Source organism: Amphiplicatus metriothermophilus, assembly GCF_900199215.1.
Classification (GTDB): domain Bacteria; phylum Pseudomonadota; class Alphaproteobacteria; order Caulobacterales; family Parvularculaceae; genus Amphiplicatus; species Amphiplicatus metriothermophilus.
Window position 1 is genome coordinate 66,980 of the sequence record NZ_FZQA01000003.1, and the last position, 22,001, is coordinate 88,980.

At 67.9% G+C, this 22,001-nt stretch carries 19 protein-coding genes; 15 read left to right on the forward strand and 4 right to left on the reverse strand.

Annotated features, from left to right (window positions below):
* Positions 1-29: 29 nt before the first annotated feature.
* Positions 30-1,781, reverse strand: a complete 1,752-nt coding sequence (locus tag CHB64_RS08010; RefSeq protein WP_143265970.1) for a M23 family metallopeptidase — start codon at positions 1,779-1,781, stop codon at positions 30-32.
* Positions 1,782-1,952: 171 nt separating this feature from the next.
* On the opposite strand from CHB64_RS08010, the gene CHB64_RS08015 reads away from it, so the two are divergent.
* The 5 genes from CHB64_RS08015 (at position 1,953) to CHB64_RS08035 (ending at position 6,727) form a co-directional block, all read left to right on the forward strand.
* Positions 1,953-4,784: an intermembrane phospholipid transport protein YdbH family protein gene (locus CHB64_RS08015; protein ID WP_089412105.1), complete on the forward strand. Its 2,832-nt coding sequence runs from the start codon at positions 1,953-1,955 to the stop codon at positions 4,782-4,784.
* Between the two features lie 126 nt (positions 4,785-4,910).
* Positions 4,911-5,111, forward strand: coding sequence for a YnbE family lipoprotein (locus CHB64_RS08020; RefSeq protein ID WP_089412411.1), 201 nt, complete (start codon positions 4,911-4,913; stop codon positions 5,109-5,111).
* A 13-nt stretch (positions 5,112-5,124) separates the two neighbouring features.
* A complete protein-coding gene (locus CHB64_RS08025) occupies positions 5,125-5,481 on the forward strand; it encodes a YdbL family protein (protein WP_089412412.1) in 357 nt (118 codons plus the stop codon).
* 81 nt (positions 5,482-5,562) lie between these two features.
* Complete coding sequence (locus CHB64_RS08030; RefSeq protein ID WP_143265971.1) at positions 5,563-6,243, forward strand: histidine phosphotransferase family protein; 681 nt, start codon at positions 5,563-5,565, stop codon at positions 6,241-6,243.
* Between the two features lie 70 nt (positions 6,244-6,313).
* A complete protein-coding gene (locus tag CHB64_RS08035) occupies positions 6,314-6,727 on the forward strand; it encodes a response regulator (protein ID WP_159462446.1) in 414 nt (137 codons plus the stop codon).
* A gap of 7 nt (positions 6,728-6,734) precedes the next feature.
* On the opposite strand, the gene CHB64_RS08040 is transcribed toward CHB64_RS08035, so the two are convergent.
* The gene (locus CHB64_RS08040; protein ID WP_089412108.1) at positions 6,735-8,018 is read right to left on the reverse strand and encodes a CaiB/BaiF CoA transferase family protein; all 1,284 of its coding nucleotides are present in this window, start codon (positions 8,016-8,018) and stop codon (positions 6,735-6,737) included.
* A gap of 146 nt (positions 8,019-8,164) precedes the next feature.
* On the opposite strand from CHB64_RS08040, the gene CHB64_RS08045 reads away from it, so the two are divergent.
* Together CHB64_RS08045 and CHB64_RS08050 are read left to right on the forward strand one after the other, a co-directional pair.
* Positions 8,165-9,781: a long-chain fatty acid--CoA ligase gene (locus CHB64_RS08045; RefSeq protein WP_089412109.1), complete on the forward strand. Its 1,617-nt coding sequence runs from the start codon at positions 8,165-8,167 to the stop codon at positions 9,779-9,781.
* A 188-nt stretch (positions 9,782-9,969) separates the two neighbouring features.
* Positions 9,970-10,404 carry an FKBP-type peptidyl-prolyl cis-trans isomerase gene (locus CHB64_RS08050; RefSeq protein ID WP_089412110.1) on the forward strand — a complete coding sequence of 145 codons (435 nt, stop codon included), beginning with the start codon at positions 9,970-9,972 and terminating at the stop codon, positions 10,402-10,404.
* 45 nt (positions 10,405-10,449) lie between these two features.
* Here CHB64_RS08050 and CHB64_RS08055 read toward each other — a convergent pair whose 3' ends face one another.
* Positions 10,450-11,949, reverse strand: coding sequence for a phosphomannomutase/phosphoglucomutase (locus CHB64_RS08055; RefSeq protein ID WP_089412111.1), 1,500 nt, complete (start codon positions 11,947-11,949; stop codon positions 10,450-10,452).
* Positions 11,950-12,182: 233 nt separating this feature from the next.
* Between CHB64_RS08055 and CHB64_RS08060 the strand changes: the two genes are divergently transcribed.
* Positions 12,183-13,469, forward strand: a complete 1,287-nt coding sequence (locus CHB64_RS08060) for a NupC/NupG family nucleoside CNT transporter (protein WP_089412112.1) — start codon at positions 12,183-12,185, stop codon at positions 13,467-13,469.
* A 52-nt stretch (positions 13,470-13,521) separates the two neighbouring features.
* Here CHB64_RS08060 and CHB64_RS08065 read toward each other — a convergent pair whose 3' ends face one another.
* Positions 13,522-15,591: a M13 family metallopeptidase gene (locus tag CHB64_RS08065; protein WP_089412113.1), complete on the reverse strand. Its 2,070-nt coding sequence runs from the start codon at positions 15,589-15,591 to the stop codon at positions 13,522-13,524.
* Positions 15,592-15,819: 228 nt separating this feature from the next.
* Between CHB64_RS08065 and CHB64_RS08070 the strand changes: the two genes are divergently transcribed.
* The 7 genes from CHB64_RS08070 (at position 15,820) to CHB64_RS08100 (ending at position 21,977) form a co-directional block, all read left to right on the forward strand.
* Positions 15,820-16,347: an adenine phosphoribosyltransferase gene (locus tag CHB64_RS08070; protein ID WP_089412114.1), complete on the forward strand. Its 528-nt coding sequence runs from the start codon at positions 15,820-15,822 to the stop codon at positions 16,345-16,347.
* 21 nt (positions 16,348-16,368) lie between these two features.
* Complete coding sequence (locus CHB64_RS08075) at positions 16,369-17,547, forward strand: ImmA/IrrE family metallo-endopeptidase (RefSeq protein WP_089412115.1); 1,179 nt, start codon at positions 16,369-16,371, stop codon at positions 17,545-17,547.
* A complete protein-coding gene (locus CHB64_RS08080) occupies positions 17,544-18,011 on the forward strand; it encodes a PIN domain-containing protein (RefSeq protein ID WP_089412116.1) in 468 nt (155 codons plus the stop codon). The genes CHB64_RS08075 and CHB64_RS08080 overlap by 4 nt, the downstream gene beginning before the upstream one ends.
* On the forward strand, positions 18,012-18,572 hold the full coding sequence (locus CHB64_RS08085) for an NnrU family protein (protein WP_089412117.1): 561 nt from the start codon (positions 18,012-18,014) through the stop codon (positions 18,570-18,572).
* Between the two features lie 109 nt (positions 18,573-18,681).
* Positions 18,682-19,563 carry a 3-methyl-2-oxobutanoate hydroxymethyltransferase gene (gene panB / locus CHB64_RS08090; protein WP_089412118.1) on the forward strand — a complete coding sequence of 294 codons (882 nt, stop codon included), beginning with the start codon at positions 18,682-18,684 and terminating at the stop codon, positions 19,561-19,563.
* 105 nt (positions 19,564-19,668) lie between these two features.
* The gene (locus CHB64_RS08095; protein ID WP_089412119.1) at positions 19,669-20,550 is read left to right on the forward strand and encodes a tetratricopeptide repeat protein; all 882 of its coding nucleotides are present in this window, start codon (positions 19,669-19,671) and stop codon (positions 20,548-20,550) included.
* A 17-nt stretch (positions 20,551-20,567) separates the two neighbouring features.
* Positions 20,568-21,977 (forward strand): outer membrane protein assembly factor BamB family protein, encoded by a 1,410-nt coding sequence (locus CHB64_RS08100; RefSeq protein ID WP_089412120.1) that lies wholly within the window; start codon positions 20,568-20,570, stop codon positions 21,975-21,977.
* Positions 21,978-22,001: the final 24 nt, after the last annotated feature.

The window sequence follows — 22,001 nt, forward strand, 5'->3', positions numbered from 1 at the left end:
GACGGATCGAGTCAGCGCGGGCATCGACGTCAGAGCGCCGATTTTCCCTCGGCGTCGTCGCGGGCGAGCAGGCCGGAAGGCGGCTCGGGCGGCAGGCGCATGGCGTCGATCCGGTCACGGACGGCTTTGAAAGCCTCGAGCGCGGCGCCCTTGAGCGTCTCTCCCGTCGCGATCTTGAGCGTCTGGGGATTCACCGCCTTGCCGTTTTGATGCACTTCATAGTGCAGATGCGGACCGGTCGAGCGCCCTGTGGAGCCGACATAGCCGATGATTTCGCCCTGTCTGACCCGCGCGCCGGCGCGCACGCCGCGCCTGATGGCGTGAAGATGCGCATAAGCCGTCTGGTAGCCGTTGGCGTGCCGTATGCGGATGTAATTGCCGAAGCCGCCATAGGGGCCGGCCCGCTCGACCACGCCGTCGCCGGCGGCCTTGATCGGGGTGCCGCGGGGCGCGGCGAAATCCACGCCCTTATGCGCCTTGGCGTAGCCGAGGATCGGGTGGCGGCGCGTGCCGAAGCCTGAAGAAAGGCGCGCCCCGTCTACCGGCGTCTTCATCAGAAGGCGCCTGGCGCTCTGTCCGGCGCGGTCGAAATAGCCGCCTTTTCCGCCGTCGTAGTCGGCGAAGTAGTAATAGCCTTTTTCTTTCGTCCGCCCGCGCCAGTTGAGGCGCCCGTAGAGAATGTCTCCGATCCCGGCCAGTTCTCCGCGTTCGTCGTAGCGCGCCTCGAAGATCGCTTCGAACTCGTCGCCGCCGAAGATCTCGCGCTGGAAGTCGACGTCATAGGCGAACATGTCGGCGAGCCCCGCGATGATCTCGTCCGGCGCGCCGACGGCTTTCGCAGACAGATAGAGGCTCCCCTCGATGCGGCCATGCACGGCGACGAGCCGCGTCGTCAGGTTTACGAAGTTCTTCTCGGCGTCGAAGCCGCCTTCGGCGTTGCGCGCGAGAACGATCCTGTTCTCGGGATCGGGCCGATATTCGAGCCCCAGAAGGTGCGTTTCGCCGGGACCTTCCGTCGCGATTTGGAAGATGGTCCGGTTGGGCTCGGCGACGCGCAGGGCGAATTCCTGGCCGGGGCGCAGCATTCGAAGGTTCTGGTGCTTGCCGAAAGCGTAAGCGGCGGCGTTGCGGTCCTCGGCGCGCACGCCCGCGCGCTTCAGCGCGTCCACGAACGCCTCGCCCTTCTTCAGCGCGACGACGACCATGCGCGGGCCGTCGGTCGCGTCCCCGGCATAGGCGGCCGCGAGCGGCGGCGGCGGCGTGCGGCGCGGCGACAGATCGTCGGCGAAAAAGAAGGGCGGCGGCGCGTCCTCGGCGCTGGCGAGGAAAGCTCCGCCCAGCGTGATCGGCCGCTGTGCGGGCGCGGCGTCCGCGGCGTCCGCTGCCGGCTTCAGGGCGGGCGTAGGCGCATCGGCTTCGCCGTCGGTGGCTTCGCCCGCGCGCGCGGGATTGAGACGCGGCGCGCGCCCGCGCGTCTCGACGACGGCGTCAGGTTCGGGCGCGGCGGGCGCCAGCGCGACCGCGAGCGGCTGCGCGGTGGGCTGGGGCGCCGGCTCAGGCGCAGGCTTAGGGGACTGTGCGGCGGGCGCCGCGATCGCCGGTTGCGGAGCGGCTTCCGGGGCCTCGAAAGCGATGAAGGCGATAAACGCCGCCCCGGCGAGCATCACCAGCATGGCGACGCCCACCGCCAGATAGGCGCGCGCGCCGTCGCGGATCGGGGGCGGCGGCGCCGGCTCCCGCCAATCCTCGTAAAGGTCGCCGCAGTCGCGGGTTTCAGTCATGCCGCTCGGGCCCTTCGCGCCTTCTTTCCGCCCCGCCGGCTTCTTTCGCACGCCTCGCTTTTGCATTCAAATGGCGTCATGGTTAACCGCCTCGGGCCGATGTGATTCAAACCGTCGCGCCTTAAGGAACGGCGAAGCGGTCCGTCCGGTTTTGACGGATGCGGGCAAGGAATGAGGGGCCTCTGGCGCGTCATTGCGGGACTCCTGGTCTTCCTGCCGCTGCTGGCGGGAGGGGTCTATGTCTTTCGCGCGCCCCTCGTCGGGCGGGCGCTCGAGACGGGGCTCGCCGCCGCCGGTTTCGAAAATCCCGTCGTCCGGGTCGAGCAAGTCTCGTTCCGGCGCCTTGAGATCGCGCGCCTCGCCGCAGGCCGCGACCAGGCCTCGCCGGCGCTCGATCTGCGCGGCGTCTCGGTCGAATACGCGCCGCGCCGCCTGATCGCCGAGCGCCGCGCGGACCGCATCGCCGTCGCAGAGGGGCGCGTCGCGGCGCGTCTGTCGCCCGACGGCGCGTTCAGCATCGCCGGCATGACGCGGGCGGCGGAGCGCGGCGGGGGCGAGGCGGACGCGGCGCTTCCCTTCGGGGCGCTGTCTTTGGGCGCGCTGAGGCTCGTTCTCGATACGCCTGCGGGCGCGGGCGAGGCGCGGCTTTCGGGCGCTTTCTCGCCGGAAGAGGGCGGCGCTTTCGCGCTTTCCGGGCGCGCCGCGGCGCTCGGTTTCGGCGAGGCGATGCTGACGGGCGCCGTCGTGGAGGGCGAGCTCGCGCTGGCGCGGGACGGCGCCGTTTGCCTCGCGGCGCGCCTCGCGGGCGACGTCGCCGCGCCGCAGCTTGCGCTGCGCGACGCCGCGCTCGCGCTCGACGGACAGGGACGGTCCTGGCGCGACATTCTGGCGGGCGACGCCGGCGGGTTGGTCTTCGCTGGCCGGATCGTCGTTCAGTCAGCGGATGTTCCTGTTGCGGAAAGTCCGCTGCTCGCCGGCCTTTTTGCGGATGAAGAAAGGCCGGAAGAAATGCTGAGTCTCGCCGGCGCGCTGGACATCGTCTACGGTCCGGACGGTTTTTCGCTCGCGGCGGCTCCAGGCGCGCCGCCGGCGCTTGAAGGCGCGGGCGGGCGCCGGCTCGCCGTGGAAGCGCGCGGCGGCGAACCGCTGTTCGAGCGCAGGGGCGCGAGCCGACGCGCCGCGCTCAAACTGTCTCTGACCCGCGCGCCGTTCGACGGCGCGCTCGACGCGACGGCCGTCCGCGCCGGCGACGGACCGTGGCGGTTCGATCTATCCGCGCGGTTGCCGGCGCAGACCGTGGCGGGCGCCGCGCTCGATTCGCTGACCGTCTCGGCGGCAGGCGAGGGCTCTGCGCAAGGCGTCGCGGCGACGCTCGATGTCGCCGCCGCGGTCAAGGCCGCCGCCTATGGCGACTGGCGCGTCGAGGACGCGGCGCTGCGCGGGGCGCTGCGCGCGGCTTACGATCCTCAAGCGGCGGCCTTCGTTCTTTCCGGCGCGGACGACGAGTGCGTGCTGCTCGACCGGGCGCGCATAGGCTTCGCAGAGGGCCGCGCGCGGCTGAGCGAGGCGAGGCTGTGTCCCGGCGAGGGACTGCTTCTGGAGGCGATCTGGCGCAAGGGCGTCGAAGCGACGCTGGCGGGCCGGTTGGAAGCGCGCGCGGCGAGCTGGCGACTCGGGCAAACGCGGATCGAAGGCGCCCCGCCCGCCGTCGCCTTTCGCGCCCATTACGATCCTTTGGCGCGCGCGGCGACCGCAGCCGGATCGTTCGCAGGCGGACGGATGACGCTTAACGGCGCGATTCTCGCCGCCGACGCTCTAGGACGGTTCGAGGCCGCGGCGAACGAAGAAGGCCTGCGGGCGACGGCTTCGCTCGAGCGCGCGCGAATCGCCCAGACGGGCGCGGCGCCGATGATCGCCCCCGTTCTCGCCGCCGGCTCGGCGCGGCTCGAAAACGAGCGGCTTTCCTTCGATTTCGCCGCGTCGACGCCCGCTGGCCGCCGGCTCGGCGCGGGCGAGGGCGCCCATGATCTGCGGGCGGGACGGGGCGCGGCGCGCTTCGCGACAGGCCGGCTCGACTTCACGCCGGCGGGTCTTCAGCCGGCGGCGCTCGCGCCGGTCCTCAAAGGGATCGTCGGGACGACGACGGGCGCGCTTGCCGGCGACATCGACTTCGCCTGGGGGCCGGCGCCGGAAGACGCGCGGTCCGCCGCCGCGTTCGAACTTTTCGATCTCACCTTCCGCGGGCCGGGCGTTGCGGTCTCGCAGACGGCGGGCCTTACGGGAAAGATCGCGCTTTCCTCGCTCATCCCGCTCGCCACGGCCGAACCGCAGACCGTCAGCATAAGGCGGATCGACATCGGCGCGCTGCCGCTCGAAGACGGCGTCGTTCGCTTCGCGCTGCCCGGCGACGAGACCCTTCGCGTGATCGAAGCGGAGTTTCCCTGGTTCGGCGGTCGCGTCGGCGCCTATGACGCCGCGGCCTCGCTTTCAGGGGGCGCGGCCTTCATTCCTCTGCAGGCGAACGAAATCGACCTGAAGCTGGTCCTGGAATTCGCAGACGTCGACGGACTGTCCGGCGAAGGGCGCCTCAACGGCGTGCTGCCCATAAGGTTCGAGGGCGGGCGCGCGCGCATCGAGGGCGGCGAGTTCGTTTCCGCCGGCCCCGGCGCAGTGCGTTACGCAGGTCCGGCGGCCGAGAGCGCGTCCGCCGCCGGAGAGCAGGCGAACGTCGCGTTCTCGATCCTGCGCGATCTGCGCTACGAGTCGCTCAGGGTGCTGGTCGACGGGCCCCTCGACGGCAGGCTGAATTTCCGCATGACCTTCGAAGGCAGCGGCGCCGTGCCGGTCAACGAACAGTTCGTCCGCGCGCCGGTGATCTATCGCATCAATCTCGACGCGGCGCTTCTCGACCTTCTCAATCAGGCTGTCCTGTCCAGCGACGTCAGGCGCCAGATCGAGCTGGGCCGCCAGAGCGGGCAGGAGGCGCGCGACAGGCGCGAATGAGGCGCCGGCGCGTCCGAATCGCGCCCGCCCGCCGCAATCGCGCCTATCTTTCGCCCGGCGGCGCGATTATCCTTCGCCCTGGTTGCGTGCGCGAGACCGTCGAACGACCGCTGGAAGGTGGAGAACATGCAGACAGGACAGCGCATCACGGGCGCGGCGTTGGCGGCGTTTCTGGCCGCCGCCGCGGCCGGCTGCACGACCGTCAGACTCGAAGGCGGCGACAAGCCGATCGAGGTCAATCTCAACGTCAAGATCGATCAGGAGGTGCGGGTCAAGCTCGACCGCGAAATCGAAGACCTGATCGCCGAAAACCCGGACATTTTCTAAAGAGGGGATGGAGATGAAACCGATCGCTCGAACCCTGCTGAGCCTCGCCGCCGCCGCGTTCGCCGGACTCGCCCCGATCGCGCCCGTCGCGGCCGCCAGCCCGATTATCGAACAGGCGAAAGCCGACTGCGTCATCGGCGAGCAGGCCGACGGCTATCTCGGCGTCGTCGCCGGCGCCGCGGCGAGCGACGAGCTGCGCCGCGAGGTGCGCGCGATCAATCAGCAGCGCCGGGCCGCCTATGAACGCCTCGCCGAGCGCAACGGCGTGACGGTCGAGGTGACCGCCAAGCTCGCCGCCCGGCAGCTCATCGACCGCGCGCCTTCCGGCCATTGCGTGCGCGACGACAGCGGGGCGTGGATCCGCAAATAGAAGCCTTGAAAAGGCGTCGATCCTTCGCCGCAGTCGCGAATCGGCCATAAGGAGCCTTTGCATCATGCGAAGGCGTCCTTCATGTCAGAGTCTCATTCAGCGCCCGATCCCGTCGCGCTTTCCTCGTTGATCGCGTCGCGAGTCTGCCACGACCTCATCAATCCCGTAGGCGCCATCGGCTCGGGGCTCGACGTGCTCGACGACGACGCCATGGACCAGGCGATGCGCGAGGCGGCGCTCGATCTCGTCCGCTCGGGCGGGCAGAAGGCGGTCTCGATCCTGAAATTCGCCCGGCTCGCCTATGGCGTCGCGGGCGGCTACGGCGCCGAGATCGCGCTCGAAGAGGCCGAAGCGCTCCTGCGCGACATTTTCCGCTGGTCGAAGGCGACCCTCGACTGGCGCCTGAAGCCGGGGCTCGTCGCCAAGGAGAAGGCGAAAACGCTTCTTATACTGACGAACGCCGCGACCGACTGCGCGCCGCGGGGGGGAACGGTGACGGTCTCGGGCGGCGGCGACGTCTTCCTCATCGAAGCCGTCGGGCCGCGCCTCATTCTGCATGACGAGTTTTGCGCCGCGCTCGCGGGCGATGCGCGCGAGCTCAAGCCGAAATTCGCGCCCGCCTATCTCGCGGGGCTGATGGCGCGCGCAAGCGGGGGCGGGATCGTCGCGGAATTGACGGACGAGAAGGCGACGATCGAGGCGCGCTTCGGACGCGAGACGCGCGCATACGGCGCGCCTGAGGGCTCGTTAACCGCCGGCTAACGCCCCCGCGGCGAGAATGCGGCGGGGGACGCAGGGCCGCGCGGGCGACTTCGGCGCGGGCAACGGGTGCATGGCGATGAAGACCTGTCTGATCGTGGAAGATTCCGCGCTGATCCGCGAGATCGCGGCGCGCATCGTGCGCGAGCTGGGTTTCGAGCCGCGCGAGGCGTCGAGCGCGGACGACGCCGTCGCATTGTGCGCGCAGTCGAAGCCGGACGTCGTGCTGCTCGACTGGGATCTGCCGGGACTGGGCGCGCTCGACTTCCTGCGCGGGGTCGGCGGCCTCGAAGCCGAGGCGCGCCCGACGATCGTCCTGTGCGCCACGGAGCACGATCCGCAGCAGTTCGCGCTCGCGCACGCGGCGGGCGTGGCGGGGCATCTGATGAAGCCGTTCGACGCGCGGCTGATCGCGGAAAAATTCGTCGAGCTGGGCCTTATTCCCGCAGGCGCGGCGCAAACCGTCGCCGCGGGCAAGGCTTCCTGATGAACGGCTAAATCGCGATAACGCCTTTTTTCGCGAGCGCGGCGATTTCCGCCGCGCTCAAGCCAAGCGCGCTTTCAAGGACGTCGCGGGTATGCGCGCCGAGCGCGGGGGGCGCGCCGTCGAAGCGCGCCGGCGTGGCGGAATATTTCACCGGGTGCGGAACATAGCGCAGGTCAGGCGCTTCGGCGCGCGCCGCCTCTTGCGGCGCAGGCGCGGCCATGGCGCGCGCGCGCGTCTGGGGGTCGGCGAAAACCGCGTCGATGGCGTTGATCGGCCCCGCCGGCACGCCTGCGGCTTCCAGCAGTTCGAACCACGCCTTGCTCGTCCGCTCGCGGATCGCCGGCGCGATCTCCGCGATCAGCGCGGCGCGGTTCTCGACCCGGCGCCGGTTCGTCTCGAAGCGCGCATCGGCGGCGAGCTCGGGCCGTCCGATCAGCCGCGCGAAGGCGGCGAACTGGCCGTCATTGCCGACGGCGATCACGATATGCCCGTCCGCGGTCTCGAACACCTGATAGGGGGCGATATTGGGATGGGCGTTGCCGAGCCGGCCCGGCGCGACGCCGGAGACGAGATAGTTCGCGGCCTGATTGGCGAGCATGGCGATCTGGCAGTCGTAAAGCGCGACGTCGAGATGCTGGCCTTCGCCCGTCCGCTCGGCGTGGCGCAGCGCGGCGAGCGCCCCTGCGGCCGCATACATGCCGGCGAAGAGGTCTGCGACCGCGACGCCGACCTTCATCGGCTCGGCCCCCGGCGCGCCGTCGGGCTGACCGGTGATCGACATGAGCCCGCCCATCGCCTGGATCATGTAGTCGTAGCCCGCGCGCGCCGCATAAGGTCCGGTCTGGCCGAAGCCGGTGACGGAGCAGTAGACGAGCCGGCGATTGACGTTTCGCAGGCTCTCATAGTCGAGGCCGTATTTCCTGAGGCCCCCGACCTTGAAATTCTCGATGAGAACGTCCGCTTGCGCCGCGAGCCGGCGGACGAGCGCGGCGCCTTCCGGGGCGGCGATGTCGATCGCGACGGAACGCTTGTTGCGGTTGGCGGAGAGAAAATAGGCCGCGTCCGTCGCCTCGCCGTCCGCGTCATGCAGGAAGGGCGGGCCCCAGCCGCGAGTGTCGTCGCCCCGGCCGGGACGCTCGATCTTGACGACCTCGGCGCCGAGGTCGGCGAAGATCTGGCTCGCCCAGGGGCCGGCGAGCACGCGGGAAAGATCGAGCACCCGCACGCCGGCGAGCGCGGCGGGCGGGCGGGCCGTTTCGGCCTGCGGCGCGGAGGAGGAGGACTCGCTCATGATCCGGCAGGATAGACACCATCGCCGCCCCCCGGCGCAAGGGCGCGCGCGGATCGCCGCGTCAGGCGCCGCATCCATTTGACCGGCGCGCGCGGAATCCCGATAGTCGGCCGCAACCAGAACACAAGCTACGGCGGAGGAAGTTCATGCTCGGTCTGATGATGGACCGTCCCCTGTTGACGACGGAGATCCTGAAGCACGCCCTGCGCAATTTCCATCGCACGGAGATCGTGACCCGCACCGTCGAGGGGCCGATCCACCGCTACGCGATCGCGGATTCCCATCGGCGCATCTGTCAGCTTGCGAACGCCTTGAGGGAGGCGGGCGTGAAGCCCGGCGACCGGATCGGGGTCATCGGCTGGAACACCTACCGCCAGTTCGAGATGTATTACGCCGTGGGCGGGATCGGGGCGGTCCTTCACACGGTCAATCCGCGCCTGGGGCCGGACAACGCCGCCTTCGTCATCAACCATGCGGAGGATTCCTGGCTCTTTTACGATCTCACCTTCGCGCCGCTCGTCGCCGCGCTGCGCCCGAAGCTGAAGACCGTGAAGGAATACGTCATCCTCTCCGACGAGGCCCGCACGGCCGAGGTCGGCGACGGCGCGCGCGCCTATGAGTCGCTGATCGACGGCCAGGCCGAGGAATGCGAGTGGCCGGAGTTCGACGAGAACACCGCGGTCGCCATGTGCTACACCTCCGGCACGACAGGCGATCCCAAAGGCGTCGTCTATTCGCATCGCGCGATCGTGCTGCAGAGCTTCGCCGCGTGCCTGCCCACCGCGCTTGGCTGCAATGAGGGCGATGCGATCCTGCCGGTCGTGCCGATGTTCCACGTGAACGCCTGGAACACGCCCTATTCGGCCCTGATGGTCGGCGCCAAGCAGGTCTTTCCGGGTCCGCGCCTCGACGGGGAGGGGCTGTTCGAGATGCTCGAAAGCGAGAAGGTCAACTACTCGCTCGGCGTGCCGACGGTCTGGCTCGGACTTCTTCAGTATATGGAGAAAACCGGCAAGCGCCTGCCGCATCTGAAGAAGGGCCTGAGCGGCGGCTCGGCCCTGCCGGAGGCGCTCATTCGCGGCTTCGAAAAGCTCGGCGTCGAGCTGCAGCAGGGCTGGGGCATGACGGAAATGAGCCCCATCGGCACGGTCAACACGCTGCCGCCGGACATCCGCGCGCTGCCCCAGGACGAACGCATTCCCTACCAGCTCAAGGCCGGCCGTGCGCTGCCCTTCGTCGACATGCGCATCGTCTCCGACGAGGGGCGCATCCTGCCCCATGACGGCGAGACCGACGGGCGGCTGCAGGTGCGCGGGCCCTGGATCATCGATTCCTACTTCAAGGCCGACCGGCCGACGCTCACCGAGGACGGCTGGTTCGACACCGGCGACGTCGCGACCATCGACCCGGACGGCTATCTTCAGATCACCGACCGCGCCAAGGACGTCATCAAGACCGGCGGCGAGTGGGTCTCTTCCATCGACATCGAGAACGCGGCGCTTCTCCATCCCGGCGTCGCCAACGCTGCGGTCATCGGCGTCTATCATCCGAAATGGCAGGAGCGCCCGCTGCTGATCGTGGCGAAGAAGGAGGGCGCCGATCCGAGCGCGGAGGAAATCATGGAGTTCCTGAAAGGCAGACTCGACAAGATCGCCTGGCCCGACGCGATCGAGTTCGTGGACGCGCTGCCGCTCGGCGCCACCGGCAAGGTGCTGAAGACGGAATTGCGCAAGCAATTCAAGGACTACGTTCTGCCGGCCTGAGGCGAAGCGCCGCATCGGCCGCCCGCCCGCTTCGGCCGCGCGCCTTGACCGCGCGCGCCCGCTTTGCGACCATGCGCGCCGTAACGCAATCTCTTTCCGCGCGCGCGGCCTTGCGCGCCGGCGGGAAGAGTCCGGACCTCCGCATTCGACGCGTCCGGCGGAAAATCATCAGGACAAGGAGCATTGTCATGGACGCAGCGAAGAAGGGCGACGCCGTCGTCGTCGACTACACCGTGAAAACCGGCGACGGCCGCGTCGTCGGGGGCACGCAGCAGGAAGGCCCGCAGATCCTCACCCTGGGCGAGGGGCGCATCTTCGCCGAGATCGAGGAAGGCCTCGTCGGCATGAGCGCGGGCGAGGAGAAGTCGGTCACGGTTCCGGCCGATCACGCCTTCGGCCCGCGTCATGAGGAGCTCGTCATCGAAATCCCCCGTGCGCGCCTGCCCGACGACGTCGCGCCGCAGACGGGGATGCAGCTTTCGGCGAACGGCCAGGACGGCCGGCAGATCACGCTCACCATCATCGACGTGAAGGAAGACAGCGTGGTCGCCGACGGCAACCACCCGCTCGCCGGCGAGGATCTGCATTTCGATCTCAGGCTCGTCGAGGTGAAGGCGGCCTGACCGGGGCGCTAGGCGGCGGGCGCGCCCGCCTGGAGAAAGATCCGTTCAGATCTTCTGATTGTAAGGCCCGACTTCCGGGTGCTGACGGATGACCTCGTCGAGTTCGGCGAACATGGCCTTCATGTTCGCCTCCGAGGTCGGGCTTTCGACGACGACGACGAGCTCCGGCTTGTTGGACGAGGCGCGGATCAGTCCCCAGGTGCCGTCCTCGGCGGTCACGCGCACGCCGTTCACCGTGACCACGTCGCGGATTTTCTTGCCGATGACGGCCCCGCCCTGCTTGGCGCGGTCGAGGAAGGTCTGAACGATCCTTTCGACCACGGCGTATTTCTTCTCGTCGTCACAGTGCGGGGACATGGTCGGCGACTGCCAGGTCTTGGGCAGGGATTTGCGCAGGTCCGACAGCTTCTTGTCCGGATTGCGGTCGAGCATCCGCAGGATCGCGATCGCCGCGACGAGTCCGTCGTCGTAACCGCGTCCGATCGGCTTGTTGAAGAAGAAGTGCCCGGACTTCTCGAAGCCGGCGAGCGCGCCCGTCTCGTGGCTCTTGCGCTTGATGTAGGAGTGGCCCGTCTTCCAGTATTCGGTCTCGGCCCCGTTTTCCCGGAGCACCGGATCGGTCACGAACAGGCCAGTCGATTTCACGTCCACGACGAAGCGGGCGTTCGGGTGCTGCGCGGACAGGTCGCGCGCGAGAAGCACGCCGATCTTGTCGGCGAAAATCTCCTCGCCTTCGTCGTCCACGACGCCGCAGCGGTCGCCGTCGCCGTCGAAGCCCAGGGCGAGGTCGGCGCCGTGCTCCTTCACCGCTTCCTGCATGGCGTGGAGCATCTTCAGGTCTTCCGGATTCGGATTGTATTTCGGAAAGGAGTGGTCGAGCTCGGCGTCCATCGGAACGACCTCGACGCCGAGGCGCGAAAGCGCCTCAGGCGCGTAGGCGCCGGCGGTGCCGTTGCCGCAGGCCGCGATCACCTTGAGCTTGCGCGTGATCTTCACGCCGTCCGTCAGGTCGGCGATGTATTTCTCGCGCATCCCCTCGACGTAGCGATAGCCGCCGCCGGCCGCCGTCTCGCCCGCGCCGGACAGCACGATGTCCTTGAGCCGCGCCATCTCGTCGGGTCCGAAGGTGAGCGGGCGCTCGACGCCCATCTTCACGCCCGTCCAGCCGTTTTCGTTATGGCTCGCGGTCACCATGGCCACGCAGGGAACGTCGAGCGCGAACTGGGCGAAATAGGCGACCGGCGAGAGCGCGAGCCCGATGTCGCGAACCTCGATTCCGGCGCTCATCAGGCCGACGCTCAGCGCCTGCTTGATCGACATCGAATAGCTGCGGAAGTCGTGGCCGACGACGATCTTCGGCTCCTTGCCCATCTCGCGAATGAGGGTCCCGAGCCCCAGGCCGAGGGCCTGCACCCCGAGCAGGTTGATCTCCGGCCCGAACAGCCAGCGCGCGTCGTACTCGCGAAAGCCGGTGGGCTTGACCAGCGGGACGGTCTCGTACGCAAGCGTATTGGGCTTCAGATCGGCGCGGGGTTGGGGGAGCATGGTCGGCCTCTCTCCTGATCGGTGTTCGCGGAAACGCGCGACGCCGCGCGGGATCGCCGCTGTTATAGCCGAGCGGGCCCCAAGGGCCAGAGGGGAAAGGCCGCGACGGCGCCGTCCGCCGGCGCGCTCGCGTGACAAAACGCGCCGAAGCCTTCCATAGTCCGCCTTTTTGATCGGCCGTCCGGCGGAGAATCGACGCGAAATCGCCGGACGCGGGCAGGAAAGGGGCGGGGATGGAACATCTGGCGGCGATCGGCGATCTCGGCCTGCGCGCGCAAAGCGCGATCGGGCTCGTCGCCTTCATCTTCACGGCGTGGCTGTTCTCGACGGCGCGCGCGCGCTTTCCCTTCTTTCTGGCCGCGACGACGGTCGCGGCGCAGATCGCCATCGCGCTGCTGCTGCTCTACCTGCCGCCGGCGCGCGAGGCGCTGGCCTCGCTGCAGGTCGTCGTGCGCGCGCTGCAGGCCGCGACCGAAGCCGGCACGTCCTTCGTCTTCGGTCATCTCGGCGGGGCCGAGCCGCCTTTCGAAGTGACCGATCCGTCGGCCATGTTCAACTTCGCGTTCGGCGCCCTGCCGCTGGTCATCTTCTTCTCCGGCCTGTCGGCGCTGCTGTGGCACTGGGGGATCTTGAAACTCTTCGTGCGGGCCCTGGCGCTGCTTCTGCAGCGGGTGTTCCAGGTGGGCGGCGCGGTGGCGCTGTCCTCGGCGGCGAACACCTTTCTCGGCCAGACCGAGTCGCCGCTTCTCATCCGGCCCTATCTGTCGAAAGTGTCGCGCCCGGAGCTGTTCATCATCATCACCGGCGGATTCGCGACCGTCGCCGGCTCGGTGATGGCGGTCTACGCGACGATCCTCGCCGAGGTCGATCCGTCCGTGCTCGGCCATATCATCGTCGCCTCGATCATCTCCGTGCCGGCCGCGATCCTGATGGCGCAGGTGATGATGCCGGAGGAGAAGGGCGTGCAGCCGACCTCGGCCGCGGCGGCGGACGATTTCGGCTATGCGAGCTCGATGGACGCCTTCATGCGCGGGGTGACCGACGGGCTCGGGCTCTATCTCAACATCATCGCCTCGCTCATCGCTTTCACCGCCTTCGCCGCGCTCATCAACATCATGCTGGGCGCCGCGCCGGACGTCGCCGGCGCGCCGCTGTCGCTCGAGCGCATACTCGGCTGGATCTTCATGCCCTTCATGTGGCTCGCCGGCGTTCCGTGGTCGGAAGCGTTTCAGGCGGGCTCGCTGATGGGCGTCAAGACCGCCGTCAACGAGCTCGTCGCCTATGTGGAGCTCGCCAGGCTGCCGGCCGGGACCTTCAGCGAGCGCAGCTTCCTCGTCGTCGTCTATTCGCTGTGCGGCTTCGCCAATTTCGCGAGCCTCGGCATCGTCATCGGCGGGCTCACGGCGCTCGCGCCCGACCGCCGGCAGGACGTGATCGCGCTCGCCCCGCGCGCGCTCGTCGCCGGCACGCTTTCGACCCTGATGACCGGCGCGGTGATCGGCCTCGTCTGGACGGGGTGAGGCGTCGTCCCGGATGCGCTGCGGGGCGGCCGGGACGACGGACCGCTTCAGCCTACCAGATCTGCACCCGTTCCTCCGGGGGCAGATAAAGCGAGTCGCCGGGCTGGACGTCGAACGCCTCGTACCAGGCGTCCATGTTCCGCACCACGCCGTTGACGCGATAGCGCGCCGGCGAATGCGGGTCCGACGCGATCTGGTTCTTGAGCTGCTCCTCGCGCACGACGCGCTTCCAGACCTGCGCCCAGGCCATGAAGAAGCGCTGATCGCCGGTGAAGCCGTCGATCACCGGCGCCTCCTTTCCGCCGAGCGACAGCTTGTAGGCGTGGTAGGCCATGGAAAGTCCGCCGAGATCGCCGATATTCTCGCCCATGGTCAGCTCGGGATTGACCTTGAAGCCGGGGATCGGTTCGTACTCGGCGTATTGCGCGCCGAGCCTGTCGGCGAGCTTCTGGAAGTTCGCCGCGTCTTCGGGCGTCCACCAGTCGCGCAAGACGCCGTCGCCGTCCGACTTGCGGCCCTGATCGTCGAAGCCGTGGCCGATTTCATGGCCGATGACGGCGCCGATGCCGCCATAGTTCACCGCCGGGTCGGCATGGGGATCGAAGAACGGCGCCTGCAGGATCGCCGCCGGGAAGACGATCTCGTTGCGGTTCGGCGAATAATAGGCGTTCACCGTCTGCGGCGTCATGAACCACTCGGTCCGGTCGACCGGCCCGCCGAGCCGCGAGATGGCGTAATTCCAGGCGAACGCGCTCGCGCGCTTGTTGTTGCCGTAGGCGTCGCCCGGCGCGATCGCGAGATCGGAATAATCCCGCCACTTCTCGGGATAGCCGATCTTGGGCGTGAACTTCTCGAGCTTCCTGTGCGCTTCGGCCTTCGTCGCATCGCTCATCCAGGGCAGCGTGTCGAGGCGTTCGTCGAGCGCCCGGCGCAGATTGGCGACGAGCTCCTCCATCTGCGCTTTCGAGTCCGGCGGGAAGTATTTCTCGACATAGATCCTGCCTACGGCCTCGCCCATGGCGTCGTTGACGGCGGCGACGGCGCGTTTCCAGCGCTCGCGCTGCTTGGGCGTGCCGCGCAGCGCCGTGCCGTAGAAGGCGAAGTTCGCCTCGTCGAGAGCGGAAGGCAGCACCGCCGCGTTGGCGTTCAGCACATGAAACTTCAGATAGGCGCGCCAGGTCTCCACCGGCGTCTCGGCGAAGATCTTCGCAAGATTGGCGATCGCGTCGTCCTCGCGCACCACGACTTCGTCCTGGCCGCCGAGTCCGGCGGCCTCGAACATCGCGTCCCATGGCGCGTCCGGGGCGAAGGCTTTCAGCTCCGCGCGGGTCTTGAGGTTGTAGGTGAGGTCGCGGTTGCGCCGCTTGGCGGGCTCCCAGTGAACCTCGGCCATGCGATGCTCGAGCGCGTAGATCGCCTCGGCCTTCTCAGCGGCGTTCTCGATCCCGGCGAGGGTCAGCGCCTGCTCTATATAATCCCTGTACTGAGCGCGCTTGTCGGCGAATTTCTCGTCGAGATAATAGTCGCGGTTGGGCATGCCCAGCCCGGATTGGGTGAGATAGACGATATAGCGGTCAGTCTGTTTCGAATCGACGTCGACGAAGGCCGCGAAGGGCGAGCGCGCCACGAGATCAGGCCGCGAGAAGGCGCGCGCGACGTCTTCATGCGTCGCGAGCCCGTCGATATAGGCGAAGTCCGCCGCGACCGGCTCGAAGCCCTTGGCGTCGATGGCCGCGACGTCGAGAAAGGCGGCGTAAAGATCGCCGATCTTCTGTTCGGGCGAGCCGGCCGGCGCGTTCGCCGCGGCGGCGTCTTCGATGATTTTCTTCACACGCTCTTCCGAGCGCTCGAACAGCACCGTGAACGAGCCGTAGCTCGAAAATTCGTCCGGGATCTGAAACGTATCGAGCCAGCCCGCATTGACGTGACGATAGAAGTCGTCGCCCGGCTCGACGCTCTCGTCGATATACTGCGTCTCGATTCCCCACGCGCCGAGCTCCGGTTTGGCTGCGGCGGTTTCGGCGTCGGCCCTGGCCGGATCGTCCGGGGCGGGGCCGGTCTTGTCCTGCCCGCAGGCGGCGAGCGCCAGGGCGGCGACGCCGCAGAGCAACAGTCTTGTCACGGTGAACCCTCCTTGGTTTCGCCCTTCCGGGGGGCGTTTGTCCCCGCCTCGCCCTAGCCGGCCCGGCCGGCGCGCGCAAACTTCGCTGCGGCGAAGCGCCGGCTGCGCGCGACGAAGCGAAAGTCGCGGAAAAGCCCGCCGCCGGCTTGTGGCGCCGCAGCGAATAGGCCATGGTTCGCCGGTCCGAGGGGAGCGGACGGCGCCGCGAACAGCCGACAGGGACGCGCCATGGATCTCAAATCCGTCATCCGGACCATTCCGGACTATCCCAAGCCGGGGATCATGTTCCGGGACATCACCACGCTGCTCGCTGACGCGCGCGGATTCCGCCGCGCCGTGGACGAGCTCGTCCAGCCGCTCGCCGGCGCCAAGATCGACAAGGTCGCCGGCATCGAGGCGCGCGGCTTCATTCTCGGCGGCGCCATCGCCCATCAGCTCTGCGTCGGCTTCGCGCCGGTGCGCAAGAAGGGCAAGCTGCCCTACAGGACCATCAGCGAATCCTACGCGCTCGAATACGGCGTCGACGAGGTCGAGATTCACGTCGACGCGATAAAGGAGGGCGACAAGGTGCTGCTCGTCGACGATCTCATCGCCACCGGCGGCACGGCGGGCGCGGCGATCAGGCTGATCGAGCGGGCGGGCGGAACGGTCGTCCTTTGCTCCTTCGTCGTCGACCTGCCCGATCTCGGCGGCTCGGCGAAGCTCAGGGCGATGGGCAAGGAGGTCGTGGCCCTCGTTCAGTTTGAAGGCGAATAACATCAGGCATTTGCAGAAACGATGGCACGTGCAAAGACAGTTATTGGTGTCCAAGCCTCGATCTTGCGATGGGCGCGTGAGACTGCGAATCTCTCTATCGGAGACGTCGCTAAGCGGCTGAAAAAGCCAGAGGCTGTCATCGAGGCTTGGGAGGCAGGCGAGAAGTCGCCCACTTATCCCCAATTAGAGCGCCTCGCCTATGATCTGTACAAGCGGCCCTTGGCGCTCTTCTTCTTGCCCGCCCCGCCAGATGAACCACGCGCACAAACTGAATTTCGCTCACTTCCGACAGATGATCTCTTGTCGCTCGACCGCGACACGATTTTCCTTATTCGTCGAGCTCGCGCCTTCCGATTTGCATTGGAGGAGCTTTACGCAAAACATTCGCCTGTTGAACGTCCGATCTGGAAGGAGATTGTTCTCTCGGAAGCGAGTCCTCTGGAGTCGCAAGCACAGGCAATTCGCTCTTCGTTAGGCGTCTCTCTGGAAGAGCAGAGGGATTGGCCCTCGCCAGATCATGCTCTCAAAGAATGGCGGCGTGCGATTGAAGCGCGAGGCGTTTTCGTATTCAAGCATGCGTTTAAGCAACGAGATATTTCCGGCTTCTGCTTAGTCGATGATGAGTTCCCGTTGATAATGGTCAACAATAGCACGACCAAGACGCGGCAAATATTCAGTCTACTGCACGAACTCGCCCACGTTCTGTTTCATAGAAGCGGAATCAGCGTTTTTGATGATATCCGGATCGAATCACTGCCGGCCCAGGATCGAGCAATCGAGAAGTTCTGTAATGCAATTGCCGCGGAAATCCTCGTCCCGCTGCAGGATTTCCGGGTTGCGACCGCGCGATGGGCGCCACAAGCGGCTTCCGATGAGCAATATGAAGAGCTGGCGAAGCGCTATCACGTCAGCCGTGCTGTGATCCTTCGGCGCTTTTTAGATGAAGGGCGGGTCACGCGCCAATTCTATCGACGCAAGGCCGAAGAATGGGATTCGCAGCGAAGTCAAAGTGCAGGAGAAGGTGGCAACTATTACGCCACCCAAGGAGCGTATCTCAGCGAGACCTTCGTTCGGGAGGTCTTTTCGAGATACGCTAAGCGTCTGCTCAGTCGGGACGAGGCGGCCGAGCTTATCGGAGTTGCGCCCAAAAACCTCTCTAAGCTCGAAGATCAAATTCTCAAGGGAGCGCAGGCGGCGTGACCTACGTCTTCGATTCCTCAAGCTTCTTTGAATTGAATTCGATTTATCCGAGTGTGTTTCCGGGATTTTGGAGGAAGTTTGATGATGCGGCGCGGACGGGGCTGATAACATCAACTCGCGAAGTGCGCGCTGAAGTTAAGCGCGGAGCTGATGACTTTGTCCTAAGATGGTCTCGAACCAACAAGGAGATATTCACCACTCCTGATGGTGAGGAGACTGCGTTTGTCGCCGAGATTCTCGCAATTCCGCATTTTCAACAGATCATCAACCGAAAGGCGCAACAAAGGGGAACGCCCGTCGCTGATCCATTCGTCATCGCCTGCGCGAAGGTCAAAAATGGAATAGTCGTTACGCAGGAACGGCTAAAACCGAACGCGGCCAAAATTCCAAATGTGTGCCAGCACTTCAATATCCCTTGCACGAATCTCGAAGGATTTCTCACTTCCCAGAAGTGGAGCTTTTGAGTGACCGTCTTCATCCTCGGGCTGATCATCTTCTTCGCGCCGCATCTGTTCACGGCCCTCGCGCGCGGCGCGCGGGCGCGGCTGATCGAGCGGCTGGGCGAGGGGCCCTACAAGGGGCTCTATTCGCTCGTCAGCGCGGCCGGCCTGGGGCTGATCGTCTGGGGCTGGCGCTCGGCCGATACGACGGCGTTCTATGTAGCGCCTTATTGGCTCGCGCATGTCGTCTATCTTCTGATGCTGATCGCGCTGGTCCTGATCGCGGCGGCCTATCTGCCCAAGGGGCGCATCGCGGCGGCCGCGAAGCACCCGATGCTGGCGGCGGTGAAGATCTGGGCTTTCGCCCATCTTCTGGTCAACGGCGATCTGCGCTCGCTCATCCTGTTCGGCGCGTTCCTCGCCTACGCCGTTCTCGATCGCATCGCGGTCAAGCGCCGCGGCGCGCCCGTTCCCGCCGCCGGGCCCTGGCGCAACGACGCGCTCGCGCTTCTCGCCGGCGCCGGCGCGTGGGCCGCGATCTATTTCTGGCTGCACCGCTACATCGCCGGCGTTGCGCTGGCGTAGTTAGGGCGACCTGAGGCGGGACAGGGCGCCCCCGCCTGCATCGGCGGCTTTGTGTGCGGCGCAAAAGGAGGCTATTCTCCCGGCGTTCCGATCCGAAAGGCCCGCCCGCATGTCCGCTCAGACGCCGCCCCGAAAGCCCGCCTCGCACGACGTTCGGCGCGTCACGGCCGCCGACATCGCCGCGCGCAAGGGCGGCGAGCCCGTCGTGTGCCTGACGGCCTATGACGCGCCGACGGCGGCCATCCTCGACCGGCATTGCGATCTGCTGCTGGTCGGCGACTCCGTGGGCATGGTGGTGCACGGGCTGCCGTCCACGGTCGGCGTCACGCTCGACATGATGATCCTGCACGGGCGCGCCGTGATGCGCGGCGCGCGCCGGGCGATGGTCGTCGTCGACATGCCTTTCGGCACTTATGAGGAATCCCCCGAAACCGCCTTCCGCAACGCCGCGCGCGTGCTCGCCGAAACCGGCGCGCAGGCCGTGAAGCTCGAAAGCGGGCGGCGCGCCGGCGAGACCATCCGCTTCCTCGTCGAGCGCGGCGTGCCGGTGATGGGCCATGTGGGCCTGAGGCCGCAGGCGGTGAACGTGACCGGCGGCTTCAAGGCCAAGGGCCGCACCGCCGGCGAACGCGCGGAGATCCTCGCCGAGGCGCGTGCGGCCGATGCGGCCGGCGCTTTCGCCATCGTGGTCGAAGGCGTCGCCGAAGAGCTCGCCCGCGAGATCACCGAAACCGTGGCCGCGCCGACCATCGGCATCGGCGCCTCGCCCGCCTGCGACGGCCAGATTCTCGTCACGCCCGACATGCTCGGCCTGTTCGACTGGACGCCGAAATTCGTCAAGCGCTATGGGAGCCTCAAGCCCGCGATCGACGAGGCCGTCGCCCAATACGCCCGCGAGGTGCGCGCGCGGACCTTTCCCGAGCCTGCGCAGGTCTACCGCTTCGGCTCGGGCGCGCCGGCGGGCGCCGAAGCCGCCAAGCCGCGCAAATAGCCGGGCGCCTGCCCCCGCAGCCGGCCGCGCGCGTTGCGCCGCCTTTCAAAGGCCGGTAGAACCGGCGCCCGAAGACGCGAACGAACGGAATAAGGGGCGCCGCGAGTGGCGAATGACGAAACCCTGTTGCGCGAGGTCGACCGCGAGCTCGCCGAGGAGCGCCAGCACGCCGCGCTGCAACGCCAGGCGCCCGCGCTGATCGCCGGGGCGGCGGCGATCGTCCTCGCGGTCGGCGGCTGGCAGTTCTGGCAGGCGCGCCAGCGCGCGGTCGCCGAACAGGCCGCGATGGAGTTCCGCACCGCGATCGAAGCGCTGGCCGCGGAGCCGCGCGAAGCCGCCGAAGCGCTTGCGGATTTCGCGGAGCAGGCGCCGGCGGGCTACGCCGTGCTGGCGCGGATGCGCCGGGCGAGCCTGCTCGCCGCGACCGGCGAGGCCGAAGCGGCCCGCGAGGCCTATCGCGCGGTCTATGAAGATTCGGCCGCGCCCGAGCGGCTGCGCCAGCTTGCGCGTCTGCGCGCGGCCGCGCTCGCTTTCGCCGACGGGCGCGCGGCGGTGATGGAGGCGCTCGGCGCGCTGCCGGCCGACGCGTCGCCTTTCGGCTATCACGCGCAGGAGTTCGCCGCCGTCGCCGCGCTCGACGCCGGCGACTACGACGGCGCCGAGACGATGTTCCGTCGCCTGATGGATGACCCGCAGGCGCCGGCGCCGATTCGCGATCGGGCGAGGGAATACGCCGCGCTCGCCGCGGCCGGAAAGGCCGGCGTCAACATCAAGGGCCAGGCGCGGGTCGAAGACCTGTTGCGCGCGCTGGGAGAGGACGCGGGCGAGGCGGGGGGCGCGGCGGAGAATGAGGCGCAAGGCGGCGCCGACGCGGCGCCGGCCGGTGAAGACCTCTCCTCCGACGAACCGGCCGCGGACGACGACGCCGAAACGCAAACGACCCCCGCCGATCCTCCGTCTGCCGACGAACCGCAGCCCAATCCGTAGCGCAGCAAGAGCAGCTCATGTTCCTCGATCGTTTCGCCTTGCGTTTCGTCGCCGGCCTTTGCGTCGCGCTTCTTCTCGCCGCCTGCGGCGGCAACCCCGTCACGCGCGCCGTTTCCGGCGTTTTCGGCGGCGGCGACGACGAGGAGGAGAACGCGCCGGAGAAAGACGAGCGCATCTCCATTCTGGCGCTTGAGCAGACGCTGGAGCCCGATCCGCGCCTCGCCGGCGTCATCGTGGAGACGCCGCCGTCCTACCGCAACATCTCCTGGCCGCAACCGGGCGGCGAGGCCGACCACACGCTGCATCATCTGAGCGGCGCGCTCGCGCTCGAAGTCGTCTGGCGCGCCGACATCGGCGCGGCCGGCGAACGCGCGCGGCTGACCGCGCCGCCGGTCGCCGCCGACGGCCGCCTGTTCGTGATCGACGCCGCCGCGCGGGTCTCGGCGCTCGACCTTGAAACCGGCGAACGGCTATGGCGCGCCGAACTCACGCCCAGCATCAAGGAGCGGTTCCGCATCCGCGAGATCTTCGTTCGTCCGGATCCGGAGGAAATCGGATTCGGCGGCGGCGTCGCCTATGACGGCGGGCGGCTGTTCGTCACCTCCGGCTTCGGCTTCGTCGCGGCGCTCGACGCGGCGACGGGCGAAGAAATCTGGCGGGTCGAAACCGCCGCGCCGGCGCGCACGCCGCCGACGGCCTATCGCGGCGCGGTCTATGTCGTGACCAACACCAACGAGCTTCTCGCCTTCGATCAGGAGACGGGCGAGCGACGCTGGAGCTATCAGTCCTTCGAGGAGGCTGCGCGCTTCCTGTCCTCGGCGAGCCCGGCCGCGGCGGGCGATCTCGTGGTCGCGCCGTTCTCTTCCGGCGAAGTCGCGGCGTTTCTGGCCGATTCCGGCCGGCCGGTGTGGAACGAGACCCTGTCGCGCAACACCGTGCTGACGGCGCTGTCTCGGCTCAACGACATCGCCGGCAGTCCGGTGATCGACCGGGGGCTCGTCTTCGCGGCGAGCCATGGCGGCCGGCTCAGCGCCATCGACATCCGCACCGGCCGGCCCGTTTGGGAGCTGCCGGTGGCGAGCCTCCAGATGCCCTGGGTCGCCGGCGACTATCTTTATCTCGTCTCGGTCGACGCCGAACTGATCTGCGTGCAGCGCGAGACCGGCGCCATCGTCTGGATCTCGCAGCTTCGCCGCTATGAGAAGGAGAAGAAACGCAAGGGACGCATCGCCTGGGCCGGACCGGTGCTCGTCGGCGATCACCTCGTGCTCGTCTCCTCGCGCGGCGACATCGTGAAGGCTTCCCCCCTCGACGGCGCCGTCGTCGAGCGGGAGCGGGTCGGGGACGGCTTCATGATCTCGCCGATCGTCGTCGACGAAAAGATCTTTGTGCTGAACGAAAAGGGAAAGCTGGTCGCCCTGCGCTGACGCGGAAAGGGGCCGGCGCGCAAC